At 33.3% G+C, this 15,769-nt stretch carries 12 protein-coding genes; 11 read left to right on the top strand and 1 reads right to left on the bottom strand.

Going from position 1 to position 15,769, the window contains the following annotated elements; all coding sequences use genetic code 11:
- The first annotated feature begins 161 nt into the window (after positions 1-161).
- From RWL85_RS02210 to RWL85_RS02165, 10 genes are all read left to right on the top strand, one after another.
- The gene (locus RWL85_RS02210; RefSeq protein ID WP_314084394.1) at positions 162-869 is read left to right on the top strand and encodes a 2-C-methyl-D-erythritol 4-phosphate cytidylyltransferase; all 708 of its coding nucleotides are present in this window, start codon (positions 162-164) and stop codon (positions 867-869) included.
- 1 nt (position 870) lies between these two features.
- Positions 871-1,893, top strand: coding sequence for a ribitol-5-phosphate dehydrogenase (locus RWL85_RS02205; protein WP_314084392.1), 1,023 nt, complete (start codon positions 871-873; stop codon positions 1,891-1,893).
- Positions 1,894-1,907: 14 nt separating this feature from the next.
- Positions 1,908-3,458: a hypothetical protein gene (locus tag RWL85_RS02200; RefSeq protein ID WP_314084389.1), complete on the top strand. Its 1,551-nt coding sequence runs from the start codon at positions 1,908-1,910 to the stop codon at positions 3,456-3,458.
- 206 nt (positions 3,459-3,664) lie between these two features.
- A complete protein-coding gene (locus RWL85_RS02195) occupies positions 3,665-4,534 on the top strand; it encodes a choline/ethanolamine kinase family protein (protein WP_314084386.1) in 870 nt (289 codons plus the stop codon).
- The gene (locus tag RWL85_RS02190) at positions 4,524-5,402 is read left to right on the top strand and encodes a DMT family transporter (protein ID WP_314084385.1); all 879 of its coding nucleotides are present in this window, start codon (positions 4,524-4,526) and stop codon (positions 5,400-5,402) included. The genes RWL85_RS02195 and RWL85_RS02190 overlap by 11 nt, the downstream gene beginning before the upstream one ends.
- A 10-nt stretch (positions 5,403-5,412) precedes the next feature.
- A complete protein-coding gene (locus RWL85_RS02185) occupies positions 5,413-6,120 on the top strand; it encodes a sugar phosphate nucleotidyltransferase (protein WP_314084382.1) in 708 nt (235 codons plus the stop codon).
- A 284-nt stretch (positions 6,121-6,404) separates the two neighbouring features.
- Complete coding sequence (locus tag RWL85_RS02180; protein WP_314084379.1) at positions 6,405-8,174, top strand: glucosaminidase domain-containing protein; 1,770 nt, start codon at positions 6,405-6,407, stop codon at positions 8,172-8,174.
- A gap of 56 nt (positions 8,175-8,230) precedes the next feature.
- A complete protein-coding gene (locus tag RWL85_RS02175) occupies positions 8,231-9,232 on the top strand; it encodes a glycosyltransferase family 2 protein (RefSeq protein WP_314084376.1) in 1,002 nt (333 codons plus the stop codon).
- A gap of 282 nt (positions 9,233-9,514) precedes the next feature.
- The gene (locus tag RWL85_RS02170) at positions 9,515-11,287 is read left to right on the top strand and encodes a CHAP domain-containing protein (RefSeq protein WP_314084373.1); all 1,773 of its coding nucleotides are present in this window, start codon (positions 9,515-9,517) and stop codon (positions 11,285-11,287) included.
- A gap of 443 nt (positions 11,288-11,730) precedes the next feature.
- Positions 11,731-12,417 carry a C39 family peptidase gene (locus RWL85_RS02165; protein ID WP_314084370.1) on the top strand — a complete coding sequence of 229 codons (687 nt, stop codon included), beginning with the start codon at positions 11,731-11,733 and terminating at the stop codon, positions 12,415-12,417.
- 49 nt (positions 12,418-12,466) lie between these two features.
- Here the strand turns inward: RWL85_RS02165 and galE are convergent, their stop codons facing one another.
- Positions 12,467-13,489: a UDP-glucose 4-epimerase GalE gene (gene galE / locus RWL85_RS02160; RefSeq protein ID WP_314084368.1), complete on the bottom strand. Its 1,023-nt coding sequence runs from the start codon at positions 13,487-13,489 to the stop codon at positions 12,467-12,469.
- Between the two features lie 214 nt (positions 13,490-13,703).
- Between galE and RWL85_RS02155 the strand changes: the two genes are divergently transcribed.
- A complete protein-coding gene (locus tag RWL85_RS02155) occupies positions 13,704-15,401 on the top strand; it encodes an N-acetylmuramoyl-L-alanine amidase (protein WP_314084365.1) in 1,698 nt (565 codons plus the stop codon).
- Positions 15,402-15,769 lie beyond the last annotated feature (368 nt).

The following is a 15,769-nucleotide window of genomic DNA, read 5'->3' as shown; positions in this document are numbered from 1 at the left end:
AAAAGTCCTTTCTAAAATTATATTTAACATTATATCATATTTTTAATTCATTAGCTAAAAATTATAAGTTTAAGATAGAAGATTTTTGAAGTTTATTGATTCTCTATGATATAATAAAATAGATAATATATTAAAAAATAGTATTTAAAAGGAGCGGGAAAATGATATACGCGGGAATATTAGCTGGTGGCACAGGAACTAGAATGGGAATAAGTAATATGCCGAAACAATTCTTAGAATTAGGTAAGAAACCAATCCTTATTCATACGATAGAGAAGTTCTTGTTAGAGCCTGAAATCGAAAAAATCGTGGTTGGTGTTCATGAAGATTGGGTATCTCATGCAGAAAATCTAATAGAAAAATATGTTTCAGCATTTGCTGATAGGATTATTATTACATCTGGTGGAGTTGATAGAAACACAACGATTGAAAACATCATTAATAGAATCAATGAATACAAACCTTTAACTAATGAGGATATTATTGTTACTCATGATTCTGTTCGACCATTCATTACGCTTAGAATTATTAAAGATAATATACGTTTGGCTAAAGAAAGCGATGCTGTTGATACAGTGGTAGAAGCTGTTGACACTATTGTAGAGAGTACCAATGGAGAATATATTTCAAATATTCCTAACAGAGCACACTACTACCAAGGTCAAACTCCACAAAGTTTCAAATGTGTAGATTTCTTAAACTTATATAATTCACTGGACAAAGAGGAAAAACAAATACTTACAGATGCATGTAAAATATTCGTTATAAAAGGTAAAAAAGTAGCGCTAGCTAAGGGAGAATATTCTAATATTAAAATAACTACGGTAATTGACCTTAAGATAGCTAAGAGTATGCTAGAGGACGAGTAATATGATAAATCAAATATATCAATTAGTTAAGCCAAAGTTCATTAATGTAAAATACAATGAAGAAAACATAAATGATAGTGATAAAATCATCATCCGTCCAAACTATATGGCGCTGTGTCACGCAGATCAAAGATACTACCAAGGGAAAAGAGATCCTAAAGTATTAGTTAAAAAGCTACCTATGGCACTTATTCATGAATGCGCAGGGATAGTTATTGCTGACCCTACAGGCACTTATAAAGTAGGACAAAAGGTAGTAATGATACCTAACCAACCACCAAGACAAAGTGATGAAGAATTCTATGAAAATTATATGCCTGAAACATATTTTTTATCGAGTGGTTTTGACGGTTTTATGAGAGAGTTCGTAGCTTTAACTAAGGATAGAGTTGTAGCTTATGATGAGATAGAAGATTCTGTAGCAGCTATCACAGAGTTCATAAGTGTTGGGATGCATGCTATGGATAGGTTCTTAAAAAATTCACATAGTAAAAAAGATAGAATAGCTATAATAGGAGATGGTAGTCTTGCTTATGTTATGGCTAATATAATAAATTACACTTTGCCAGATTGTGAAATAATCGTAATAGGTCGCCACTGGGATAAGTTGGAATTATTTAGTTTTGCTAAAGAAAGGTATATTACTGATGATATCCCAGAAAACTTAAGTTTTGATCATGGAGTCGAATGTTGTGGTGGAGATGGAAGTGGATATGCGATAAATGATATTATTAAATATATAAGACCCCAAGGAAGCTTAGTATTAATGGGAGTTAGTGAGTATAAGGTCAATATTAATACGCGTGATATCTTAGAGAAAGGATTAACATTGCTAGGTTCATCGCGTTCGGGAAGAGTTGACTTTGAAAAAGCTATTGAGATGCTTAGTAATAAGAAGTTTGAAAGAAGATTCAAGAATATTATTGAGCTTGAAAAACCAGTTAAGAATATTAAAGACATTCATAGAGTGTTCGCAACTGACTTAAATACAGCTTTTAAAACGGTGTTTAAGTGGGAGATATAGGGAGGAATAAATATTTGGATATTGAAATAAAAGATATTAAAATAAAAAAAAGTGATAGGTATCAAAAAAGTAGAGATAAGTTATTAGAGGAGATAAGTGATTTACATGAGGAGCTTGATGCTAAACTTGATGCTAAAATAGAAGAGATTAAAAAAGAGATTATTAGTTTATATGAAATAAAATTAAAACCTGAAGGAAATAAACTTGAGAAATTTTTCAAAAAATGTAAATTTGAATATTATAGGAAATATAAAACTCTAAATGGAAAATATTTCGAAAGAGAATTTTTTTTAGGAGATGAAAAGATTGGTATAATAAGCTACTTTGATGAAAAAGAAAAAGTATTAAATTTTGTGGATTTAATTAGATATAAAAAATCTGATAAAAAAAATAAATTCAATTTGATAAGCAATATACTATTTCATCCAATAATGGCTTTATTATTGTTATTATACTTCATATGTTCCCAGAAAAATTTAAGTTTTAATAGCATAGAACAAAGTTTTAGTTTTTGTATTTTTTTATTCTGTATTTTTTTATTCTGTATTTTTTTATTCGTGTTTGATAAAAAAAATATTAAGGAATATAAATTAGAAAGTGATGTTATTGGTCATATAAATTACTTAATCTATAGTCCGAAAGGGATGAATTGGTGGAAGTTTTTAAGGATGTTGTGTTGGGCTGGATATATATTTTTAGTACAAAAGAATATAGACAGTAATAATATAGAACTAATAATAATTTGTAAATTAATTATTATTCTTATTTTATTCATTTTATTATTTATAGAAATGTTAAATATACTAAACTCACCATATTTAATCTTGGGTATATTAGCAGTAATAGTTCTTGCTAGCGTTTTAAGCGATGTAACATTACACGCAATTTTATTTATATTGAGTCTAATAATCTTGTTGGTATCCGAAGATGTTTGGAAATTAATAAAAGATAGAAATCCGATATCAAAGGAGTATTTGACAGAAAAAAACAATGCGGAAGTTAATAAAAATGTTTTTAAAATAAAGATAGTAATAATGGGATTATTTGTGATACTGTATATTATGTTTTTTATTTTCAAGAAGATAAATGTTGCGGAGAATTTCCTTAAATTCATATCACATATTTATAATAAGAATCTTAAAGACTATGGAATAGAATGGGTCGTGAAGGGTTTTATAAATGTACTGGTTGCTTATATAGTGTTGTTATTTATGATTTTTCTTAATAATAACAATAAGGTTTTTAAATTTTTTGTTGATCCCTTATTGAATGTAATATACAGCAAAGTTTACAAAGGAATAAATTTTAATGAAACTCTTATTCCAGAAATTGTGAAGGAATTATCTATAGATAAGAAGTTTGTTGATAAAATTGATCCTAAAATTTTAATAAAGAATAGAGAAGAAATACCTAAAGATATTCAAGTATTTTTTGAAGGGGGCCCAATTAATCCTTATAGAAGATTATTAATTATTTATCCCAATAGAAGAATATATGAATGTAAATATAAAGTGGAAAAAAATAAAATTATACTAAAAGAAGAGATAAAGTTAATAAATGAATAAGATTTAAAGAATATTATGAAAGCTGTTTAATATACTTTAGAAATTGGATTAGGGAGTGGCTTGAAAAATTGATTTCTCTGAAGTTATGAATTTTGAGTTACTCACAATTTTACTATAAATGAAAAATTATAATAAAAATACTGTTAGTTATCGTATTTTGTGATATAATGATAAATAATATTGTAATGTAGAAAAGAGGAGTTACATTGAAACAATTAATTAAGAGTAAAATTGAAAAATTGCTTACTGAATCAGAGGAAATAGTAAAGGTTGAGAAGTTAGGGGGTATGACTAATAGTAATTACCTAGTAGAAACAACTAATAATAAATATATAGTTAAGTTCTTTGGTAAAGGGACTGATAAGTTGATCGATAGGATAGCGGAGAAAGAGAATCTTAAGAAGCTAGAGGACTTAGGTTTAGATGTTAAGAACTATATGTTTGATATTGAATCTGGGATAAAGGTAAATGAATATATAGAAAACGCAACGACTTTTGATGCGCATTATTTAAAAGCGAAAAAAGAAGAGATTGCGAGTATACTTAAGAAGGTACATAGTTCTGGAAAGGTTCTTGAGGGTGAGTTTCGAATCTTTGATGAGATTAAAAAGTATGAGAGCTTGATAGAGGGAAGCATTTCTTATCCGTATTATGATAGAATAAGGGAAAAGGTGTTTTCTTTGCAAAGTCATTTAGAAGAAATTGGTGTTGATAAGAAGTCTTGTCATATTGATCTTGTACCGGAGAATTTCATCGAAGACGAGACTGGTCGCGTTTATCTTATAGACTGGGAGTATTCTGCGATGAATGACCCGATGTGGGATGTAGCGGCATTATTTTTAGAGTCTAATTTTAGAAAGGCTGAAGAGGGAGAATTCTTTAAGTATTACTTTAGTGAGGAAACCCCGGTTAGTGTTGCTAAGATTATGATTTATAAGATACTTCAGGATTTTCTTTGGAGTCTATGGACGATTTACAAAGAAGAGCAGGGAGCGGATTTTGGAACATATGGTAAAGACAGATATCTAAGAGCGTTAACGAATTTAAAGGAGTATGTAGAAAGTTATGAAAAATAAAGTAGGTATTTCAGCTGGACTTTTGTCTGGTATGTTTTGGGGTTTAGGACTTGCGATAAGTGCGTATATATTTTCACTGTATAATATCTCGCCTTTCGCAGTCGCAGTGATTCATGATTTTATTAGTATTTTTGTTCTTTTGGCAATTATATTAGTTAAGTATAGAAAAATAAATTTCAAAATTTTTACAAATATTAAAAGTGTTAGTGTTATTGTAGGGGCACTTCTTGCAGGGCCTATTGGTATGCAATGTAATTTATACGCGGTTAAGTATATAGGAAGCGGGTTAACATCTTCAATAACTGCTATTTATCCTGCCGTGTCAGTCATTTTGGCGATTATATTCTTAAAAAATAAGGTGTCGTCAAAAACGATTATTGGGATAGCACTAATAATTATAGGGATTTTTATCCAAAGTTATAAGAGTGAACAGGTTGAATCTTTTTATCTTGGATTTATGTTTGCTTTAATATGCGCGATTGCTTGGGGTAGTGAGAGTGTTTTAAGTTCATATGCGATGAAAAATAATCTTAATGAATTGGAAACATTGTTGATTCGTCAGGTAACATCATTCTTAGCGTATTTAGTAATAATATCATTCAACGGTCTAGGAATTGAGACTAGTATGGATATTAAATTCGGAGGATTTATTGTATTTTTTGTTGTTAGTAATATGATATCTTATATTTTATATTATATGGCTATTAACAAGCTAGAACCAGCGAAGGCAACAGGACTTAATGTGAGTTATGTCGTTTGGACAATAGTATTTTCTATGCTTTTTGTAGGTTTAGAGGTGAATTTACAATTGGTGATTACATCTATTATCATTATATTAGGTGTTTATGTTATTGTGAGAGAGGAGTAGCGACATAATAATGAGAGCAATTATATTAGCTGCAGGGTTAGGAACGCGCCTTAGACCTATGACAGATAATACGCCTAAGGCTTTGATTAAGGTTAAAGATAAGCCGCTTGTGGAGTATCAGATAGAGTTTCTAAAAGAAAAAGGAATAGATGAAATAATCGTTGTTGTGGGGTATTTGCATGAACAGTTCGATTATTTAAAAGAAAAGTATAATGTGGAGTTAGTGTTTAATGAGAAATATGCTGAATACAATAACTTTTATTCATTATACTTAGTTAAAGAATATTTGGCAGATAGTTATGTAATTGATGCTGATAACTATTTATTTAAGAATATGTTTAGGGCAGATATCACGCGTTCTACGTATTTTAGTGTATATCGTGAAGATTGTGAGAATGAGTGGTTCTTGATCTACGGAGATGATTATAAAGTTCAAGATATTATTGTAGATAGTAAAGCGGGAAGAATCCTTAGTGGGGTGTCTTTCTGGGATAAGAAAACTGCTGAAAAAATAGTAAGTTTTATAGATGAGTCTTATGCTAGTAATGAGTTTATGAATTTATACTGGGATAATATGGTTAAGGATAATATTGAAAAACTGGATGTTTATGTTGAAGAGTTAGAACCTAACAGTATATATGAAATTGATAGTGTTAAGGACTATAAAAAGTTAGAAGAAATTTTAAAAGGGATTGACCCGAAAGGTCATAAATTTTAAAAAAGTGTATATGATAACTCATAGACGTAGTGTTTTATTGATATCTAAATCGCTTCATAAAAGCTTTTTAGATATCTAATAAACTGTGTGAGGGTGACTCGACAAAATCGATTTCTAGGAAATCACGATTTTTGAGTCACTCTTTTTTTGTGAATTAAGTTCCAATTTTTAGTACTATTTTGTAATATATATGTAATAAAAAATAACCTATTTGTAACCTTTATAGGTGTGTAAATATGATATAATTATCAGTGCATAAATATGATTTAAGAAGGAAATTAACGATGAGAAAAAATAGATTAAAATTAGGATTAGGAGTACTAACAGTATTAGCAACTCCAATCGCAGTAAATGCAGTAGCAAGCAATGACGCTTTAGCAGCCCAAGGTTGGGTTAAAAGTGGAAATACATGGTATTTCTATAACAAAAATGGAACATTAGCAAGAAATGCTTGGGCAGGAAATTACTGGCTAGGAGCAGATGGAAAAATGGTAACGAACGCTTGGGTAGATAACGGACGTTATTATGTAGGAAGCAATGGAGAGTGGGTAAAAAATGCTCAAAAACCAGCGGCTACAACTACGAACACAGCTAAACAAGGTTGGGTACAAAGTGGTGCTTCATGGTACTATTTAGATGCTAATGGAAGTGTTGTAAGAAATGCTTGGATAGGAAACTACTGGCTAGGAACAGATGGACGTATGGCAACAAGCTCATGGGTAGATAACGGACGTTACTACGTAGGAAATAATGGGCTATGGGTACAAGGAGCTAAGAAACAAGAAGCGCCAAAACCAGCAGAGAAGAAACAAGGTTGGGTGAAATCAGGAAGTGACTGGTATTACTTTGATCAAAACGGGACAATGGTGCGAAATAAATGGGCAGGAAACTACTGGCTAGGAACAGATGGACGTATGGCGACAAGCTCATGGGTAGATAACGGACGTTACTATGTAGGAAGTAATGGGCTATGGGATAAAAACGCTAAGAAACAAGAAACATCAAAATCAACTGACAATAAGAAAGGTTGGGTAAAATCAGGAAGTGACTGGTATTACTATGATGATAATGGAACATTAGCACGAAATAAATGGGCAGGAAACTACTGGTTAGGAACAGATGGAAAAATGGCAACTAACTCATGGGTAGACAACGGACGTTACTATGTAGGAAGTAATGGAGCTTGGGTAAAAAATGCTGAACAAGGAGTGACATACTCAGCATACTATAAAGTAACAGCATTATATATCCCTGTTTATGATGCTAATGGACGTATTCTATCACATGTTTCAAGAGATACAGTTTTATTTAGAGATGGTAGAGCTGAATCGAATGGAAGAATCCCTGTTCAAGTGGCAGGACTTACTGGATATGTGAATGCTAGTCAAGTAACTGCGGTTGATTCTAGTAGTTCATTTATTCCGGATTATGTGAGTGATGGTAAGTATGTGTATCACAGATATTCACCAAGTACTAAAGTAATGGTTGCTTATCATAATGCTAATATGCAAGTAGGTAAATCTTATTACTCTGCGGATGGAATTAACTTTGGAACATTTAAATTAGATCATCCATTCCAATTTGCTAATTTAAATTCTAAAACTAATTACACTGCAGCAGACATCAATAGACTATACAGTTTAATGGGAGCTAATGATAGTAAATTAGCAGGTAAAGGCGCTACTTTCAAAGCAGCTGAACAAAAATACGGGGTTAATGCGTTATACTTAGTAGCACACAGTGCCCTTGAAAGTGCATGGGGAAGAAGTAACATAGCTAAAGATAAAAATAACTTCTTCGGTATTGCAGCATACGATGATACACCGTATACTTCTGCGACGAAGTACGATAGTGTAGATGGTGGTATAATGGGAGCTGCACGTTGGATTAAGGAAAGATATTTACATAATTCTGGATATCCTGCAAATGGAGCATACTTAGGAAATAAAGCTGGTGGAATGAATGTTAACTATGCAACAGCACCTTATTGGGGAGAATCTATTGCGAGTATAATGTTTAATGCCAACGAAAAATTAGGAAGAAAAGACGGATAAAAAAGGATGTGGCTAGGTTATTTTAATCTAGCTTCCTTTTTGGTAAGGAGATAATTATGTTAGTTTCGGTAGTAATCGGACTTTTGAATGAAGAAAAATTTTTACCAAAATTGATAGAGGATTTTAAGAATCAGACATATAATCATGAAAAGATAGAGTTGATATTCATAGATGGCATGTCTAAGGATAAAAGTTGGGTGATATTAGAAGATTTTAAAGCTAGTAATCATGATTTTTTTGATATAGTATTATTGAAGAATCCTAAAGTCATATTATCTGCAGGAATGAATGTGGGTATTAGAGCCGCAAGAGGGCAGTGTATTCTTAAGGTGGATTGTCACTCTCATATAACGGAGAATTTCATAGAAAATAATGTGAAAGTAATAGAGAGTGGAGAGGATGTTTGTGGAGGTCCACGTCCGAATATTATAGAAAATGAAGATGATTTAAGTAAAACTTTATTGTTGGTTGAAGAGAATATGTTTGGAAGTGGTATAGCAAACTATAGAAAAGAGACTTCAAAACAATATGTGAATTCTGTTTTTCAAGGAATGTACAGAAAAGAAATTTTTGATAAGATTGGACTTCTTGATGAAAAAGTAGGACGTGTTGAAGATAATGAACTACATTATAGAATTAGAAAAAATGGTTATAAAATTCGCTATAGCAATGATATATTATCGTATCAATATACAAGGCCAACGATAAAAAGGATGTTGAAACAGAAGTATTCAAATGGTTATTGGATAGGAAAAGTAAGCCATGTATATCCTAAGGCTTTTTCTATCTTCCATTTTGTACCGTTTGTCTTTGTTTTAGGTATTGTTTTTAGCTTGTTAATGCTGCCATTTACGAAAATATTCGCAGTACTTCTTGGTGTATCTTATGTGCTATTTACAATTCTAGTGATATTAATGACAGTCCTTAATAATAAATTCAATATAACGTTATTATTAATTCCAATATTATTATTCTTAGTACATTTTAGTTATGGATTGGGTACAGTGGTAGGATTAATTAAAGGATTTAAGTGGAAAAAGGAATACTATAATAATTAACTAAGAGGGGCTCACCCAAAAGTCCTGAAATTTAACAAAGTTTATATGGGAATTCATAGATGCAGAGGTTTATTGATATCTAATAAACTGTAAGGGGGTGACTCGACAAAACCGATTTCTACGAAATCACGATTTTTGAGTCACTCCCTTTATTATTTATATAAATGTAGGAAAGTCAACCACATTTGTAACTAACTTGTAATATCATTATATATATGTTGGTGGTATAATAGTAAATGCATAAGTGTGTGAATTAGAACTAAGGAGTTAAAATTAATAATTATGAGAAAAAATAAATTAAAATTAGGATTGGGACTACTAACTGTATTAGCAACACCGTTTGCTGTTAATGAAGTTGTTAGTAATGATGCTCATGCGGCTCAAGGTTGGGTGCAAAGTGGATCGTCATGGTACTTTTTAAATAGTCAAGGAAGTGTTGTAAGAAATGCATGGCAAGGTAATTACTGGCTAGGAGCAGATGGTAAGATGGCGACTAACTCTTGGGTTGATGGAGGTCGTTATTATGTAGGAAGTGATGGATCGTGGGTTAAAGGTGCTCAAAAACCGGCAGAAACTAAGAAACAAGGTTGGGTACAAAGTGGTTCATCATGGTATTATATTAGCTCTGAAGGGAGTCTAGTAAGAAGTGCTTGGATCGGTAACTACTGGCTAGGAGCAGATGGTAAGATGGCGACTAACTCTTGGGTTGATGGAGGTCGTTATTATGTAGGAAGTGATGGATCGTGGGTTAAAGGTGCTCAAAAACCGGCAGAAACTAAGAAACAAGGTTGGGTACAAAGTGGTTCATCATGGTATTATATTAGCTCTGAAGGGAGTCTAGTAAGAAGTGCCTGGATCGGTAACTACTGGCTAGGGGCAGACGGTAAGATGGCGACTAGCTCATGGGTAGACGGAGGTCGTTATTATGTAGGAAGTGACGGAGTTTGGGTTCGTGATGCACAAAAACAAGAAGAAAAAAGAAATGGTTGGGTAAAATCAGGCTCATCATGGTATTACTTTAACCAAGGGATAATGGTAAGAAATGCATGGCAAGGTAACTATTGGTTGGGCTCAGATGGTAAGATGGCGACTAACTCATGGGTAGATAATGACCGCTATTACGTAGGAAGTGATGGTTCTTGGGATAAGGATGCTAAGAAACAAGAAGAGAAAAAAATCGGCTGGGTAAAAGCTAATAATGTATGGTACTATTATGATGATGAAGGTACTCCAGTGCGTAACAAGTGGGCTGGAAATTATTGGTTAGGCTCAGATGGAAAAATGGTAACTAATGCGTGGGTAGACGGAGATCGTTACTATGTAGGAAGCAATGGAGCTTGGGATAAAGATAAGAAAAAAGAAGATCCAATTCCAACTGGTGATCATGTTGGTTGGGTTAAGAGTGGAACTACATGGTATTACTTCAATGCACAAGGGAAATTAGTAAGAAATGCATGGGCTGGAAACTATTGGTTAGGTGCAGATGGTAAGATGGCTACTAATGCATGGGTTGATAATAATCGTTATTATGTAGGAAGTAATGGAGCGTGGGTTAAAGATCCTGCTAATACTACAAATTTAAATAGAATTCTTGATATCGCTCGTAATTATATGGGTGTAGAAACTGGTTCTGCTGAACATAAGAAGATTGTTGATGAGTATAACTCTGTTGATCCAAAACCTGTAGGTTATACTGCTAAATATGAGGATGACTGGTGTGATATTTTTGTAACTAATGTATTCCAACAAGCAGGATTAAGCGATCTTATCGGAAGAGAGTGCGGAGTTCAACGCCATATCGGTATCATGGAGAAAAAAGGTATTTGGAAAGGTAAAACACAACCTAAGGTAGGAGATATTGTTACATTCGACTGGGATGGTGGAGGGTTTGCTGACCACATCGGTATTGTTGAATCTGTAAATAATGGAGTAATTACAACAATTGAAGGTAACTCTTTAGCTTATGCTGGTAGTGGAGAGAATACTTCAGTTAAGAGAAAAACATATGATTGGAATTCTAGCTATATTAAAGGTTATGCAAGACCAGCGTATTAAGATAAAGACAGCAGAATTTTTTAGATAATTTAAACCACTGAAGTGAGAATTTTAATCTTGGTTTCAGTGGTTTATTTGGTTCTTTGTTCAAATTTGGCTCATGGGGAAAATCATATTAGAAATGTAGGGGTGATTTTTAATTTAGAGCTGTTCTATGTAATGGGAGTGACTCAAAATCGTGATTTCGTAGAAATCGATTTTGTCGAGTCACCCCCGCAAAGTTTATTAGATATCTAAAAAGCTTTTATAAAGCGAATTTAGATATCAATAAACCACTGCGTCTATGAGTTTTCATATAAACCTTGTTAAAATTTAGGGTTTTTTGGGTCATCCTCAAGTTTGAATTAATTGGGTAATTTGAGTAGGTTCTATTTGTTTTTATTGTGTGAAAATAGTATAATTATAAGTGATTTTATAAGAATGATATTGGAGGTGACAGGTTTATGAAGAAAGTTACTAGTATGATTATGGTTGCTGGTTTACTATTATCAGGTATAGCTGATGCTAAGGCTGAATGGATTAAAGATCAACAAGGGAAATGGGAGTATTTTTCATCAGATGATATTATACAAAATTTTTATAGTGAAAAGACTACAGAATTTGTAAAACCTGTGAAGCTTCCTCAATATTATCAAGCTGATCCTAGATGGGGTTTTAAGAGGTATGGGATGTCTAATATGAAGATATCTGGTTGTGTTCCTACTTCGCTATCAATGGTTATTTCAGGGCTTAAGCAAGATGTTACTCCTGTGCAAGTTGCTGATTATATTTATGATACTTCTATGGAGATGAATACATTATTTTCTGGAACTTCTAGTCTTGGAGCAATTGCTGCATTAGAGCATTGGGGATTTAATTATCGTATTATTAATTCTAAAGATGACCTAAAGAATGCATTAAAAAATGGTAATATTGTATTTGGTGCAGTAGGGCATGGTATTTTTGTTAAAGGGTATAGTACACATGCGATTATTCTTAGTGGGTATCAGAATGGAAATACTCATGCGGTTGATCCTGATAACCCTGAGAGAACTAATAAGTGGTATAGTATTGATGATATTTGGGATCAGCGAAGTATGGAGCTTGAAGATAATTCAGCAGGTGGACCTTTTATGGTAATTTATAAATAAAATAAAATTCGGAGCGTAGAAAAAGTCCAGCTCCGAATTTTTTTATATATTAATCAGCAAATCCATTTGGATGTTTGCTTTGCCATCTCCAAGAGTCTTCGCACATGCGTTTCACATCGTATTGAGCTTCCCAGCCAAGTTCTTCTTTGGCTTTTGAAGCATCAGCGTAACACGCTGCGATATCTCCTGCACGACGTGGAGCGATAACATATGGTAAGTCACGTCCGACAGCGGCAGAAGCACTCTTAATAATATCTAATACAGAGTATCCTACTCCTGTTCCTAGGTTATACTTAGTTAGACCACTACCTTTTTCTAATTTTTTAAGGGCTGCCACGTGACCGCGAGCTAGGTCTACTACGTGAATATAGTCACGTACCCCAGTACCGTCATGTGTGTCGAAGTCATTTCCGAAGACGTTAACTTTCTCTAATTTTCCTACAGCTACTTGCATTACGTATGGAAGTAGGTTGTTTGGAATTCCTGTTGGATCTTCTCCGATATCTCCACATTCGTGTGCTCCGATAGGATTGAAGTAACGAAGTAATACGACGTTCCATTCTTTATCAGCGGCATAAACATCTCCTAAAATCTCTTCTAGTATTAGTTTAGTGCGTCCATATGGGTTAGTTACAGATAATGGAAAATCTTCTTTTATAGGTAATGCGTGAGGATCTCCGTATACTGTAGCTGAAGAGCTGAAGATAATGTTCTTACAGTTGTGTTTTTCCATAATACGACATAGTGTAGTAGTTCCTGCCACGTTATTATCATAGTATTTTAATGGTAATTGACAAGATTCACCAACTGCTTTTAAACCAGCGAAGTGGATAACTCCATAGATATTTCCTTCTTTTTCGAAGATTTCGTCTAGTTTAGCTTCATCACGAATATCAGCTTCGTAGAATGTTACTTTTTTTCCTGTAACTCTCTCTACTACTTCTAAACTTTTTTTGTTTGCATTATATAAGTTGTCAACGACAACTACTTCATTTCCATTGTTTAACAATTCGATACAAGTGTGTGATCCGATGAATCCTGCTCCACCTGTTACTAATATTTTTTTAGTCATAGTATAATTTTCTCACCAAAGTGAGTCCTTCCTATTAGTTATATATTAATTTTATAAAAAGTATAGTAGTGTGTCAATAAGTTTGTGATTAATATTAAAATTATGTTACAGATGTGGGATTTCTTTGAAAAAATATTGAATTTATAATAAAATGGTAAGATATATGTATTTATGTAAATCAAAATTATTTTAGAAGAAATTAAGAGGAAATATTATGAAGAAGAATAGGTTAAAATTAGGATTAGGAGTACTAACAGTATTAGCAACTCCAATCGCAGTAAATACAGTAGCAAGCAATGACGCTTTAGCAGCTCAAGGTTGGGTTAAAAGTGGAAATACATGGTATTTCTATAACAAAAATGGAACATTAGCAAGAAATGCTTGGGCAGGAAATTACTGGCTAGGAGCAGATGGAAAAATGGTAACGAACGCTTGGGTAGATAACGGACGTTATTATGTAGGAAGCAATGGAGAGTGGGTAAAAAATGCTCAAAAACCAGCGGCTACAACTACGAACACAGCTAAACAAGGTTGGGTACAAAGTGGTGCTTCATGGTACTATTTAGATGCTAATGGAAGTGTTGTAAGAAATGCTTGGATAGGAAACTACTGGCTAGGAACAGATGGACGTATGGCAACAAGCTCATGGGTAGATAACGGACGTTACTATGTAGGAAGTAATGGGCTATGGGTACAAGGAGCTAAGAAACCAGCAGAGAAGAAACAAGGTTGGGTAAAATCAGGAAGTGACTGGTATTACTTTGATCAAAATGGAACATTAGTGCGAAATAAATGGGCAGGAAACTACTGGCTAGGAACAGATGGACGTATGGCAACAAGCTCATGGGTAGACAACGGACGTTACTACGTAGGAAGTACTGGACTATGGGATAAAAACGCTAAGAAACAAGAAGAGAAGAAACAAGGTTGGGTGAAATCAGGAAGCGACTGGTACTACTATGAAAATGGAACATTAGTTCGAAATAAATGGGCAGGAAACTACTGGCTAGGTGCAGATGGACGTATGGCAACAAGCTCATGGGTAGATAATGGACGTTACTACGTAGGAAGTACTGGGCTATGGGATAAAAACGCTAAGAAACAAGAAGTGTCAAAACCAGCAGAGAAGAAACAAGGTTGGGTAAAATCAGGAAGTGACTGGTATTACTATGATGATAATGGAACATTAGCACGAAATAAATGGGCAGGAAACTACTGGTTAGGAACAGATGGAAAAATGGCAACTAACTCATGGGTAGACAATGGACGTTACTATGTAGGAAGCAACGGTGCTTGGGTGAAGGATGCATCTAGAGATAAGAATACTAAGCGTTCTATTTTCCTTGATCCTGGACACGGAGGAAGTGATACTGGGGCGATTAGTCAAGGTGTGAGAGAAAAAGACTTGACTCTAAGTGTTTATAATAAAGTGAGTAGTAAACTTGCTTCTTTAGGATTCACAGTATTAACTAGTAGAACTACTGATAAAGATGTGGACTTAGTAGATCGTGCAGAAGAAGCTAATAATGCTGGTGCGGATATGCTATTAAGTATTCACTTTAATTCAGGTGGTAGAGGTGTTGCTCGTGGTATTGAAACGTATTATTATCAATCACAAGCTGACATACCATCTAAGATAAACCAAGCTAATCATAATAATCCTGAAAGATTAGAGAAGAGTAAGAAATTAGCATTAAAAGTACAACAAAATCTATTATACCAAACAGGAGCTAGTGATAGAGGAGTTAAACGTGCATCATTTGCGGTTCTTCGTGAAACTTCTATCCCTTCAATATTGGTTGAATTAGGATTCTTAGATAATCCAGAAGAATTAAGTAAGATTAGAACAAGTGAATACCAAGATCGTTTAGCTAATGGTATTGTTGACGGAATTATAGCTTACTATAAATAGGGGATATATAATAGTCGACTTATTGGTATATTTAGAATTATGGGACTGGCTCGATAAAATCTTGTTTCTCCAAAATCACGATTTTGGAGCCACTCCTGCCTTTTGATGAATTATATAAGTTGGTTAATAAAAATATATAAAGCGACTCTATAAATAGGATTTTATTAAATCAGATTTTTGAGTCGTTTTATGTGTACAATAAGGTTTGAATTTTCCTTGAAAATAAGTGTGGATTGGTGTAAAATAAAAGATGATATTTATAAAAAATAAGGAATTTTTTTTGAGGTGAAATATTATGACAAAAAACAGCGTGAAATTAGGATTAGGAGTACTAACAGTATTAGCAACTCCAATCGCAGTAAATACAG

It is taken from the genome of uncultured Gemella sp., from assembly GCF_963515875.1.
Lineage (GTDB): Bacteria > Bacillota > Bacilli > Staphylococcales > Gemellaceae > Gemella.
The sequence above is the reverse complement of the archived record's forward strand: the minus strand, read 5'-3'. Positions and strand labels throughout refer to the sequence as shown.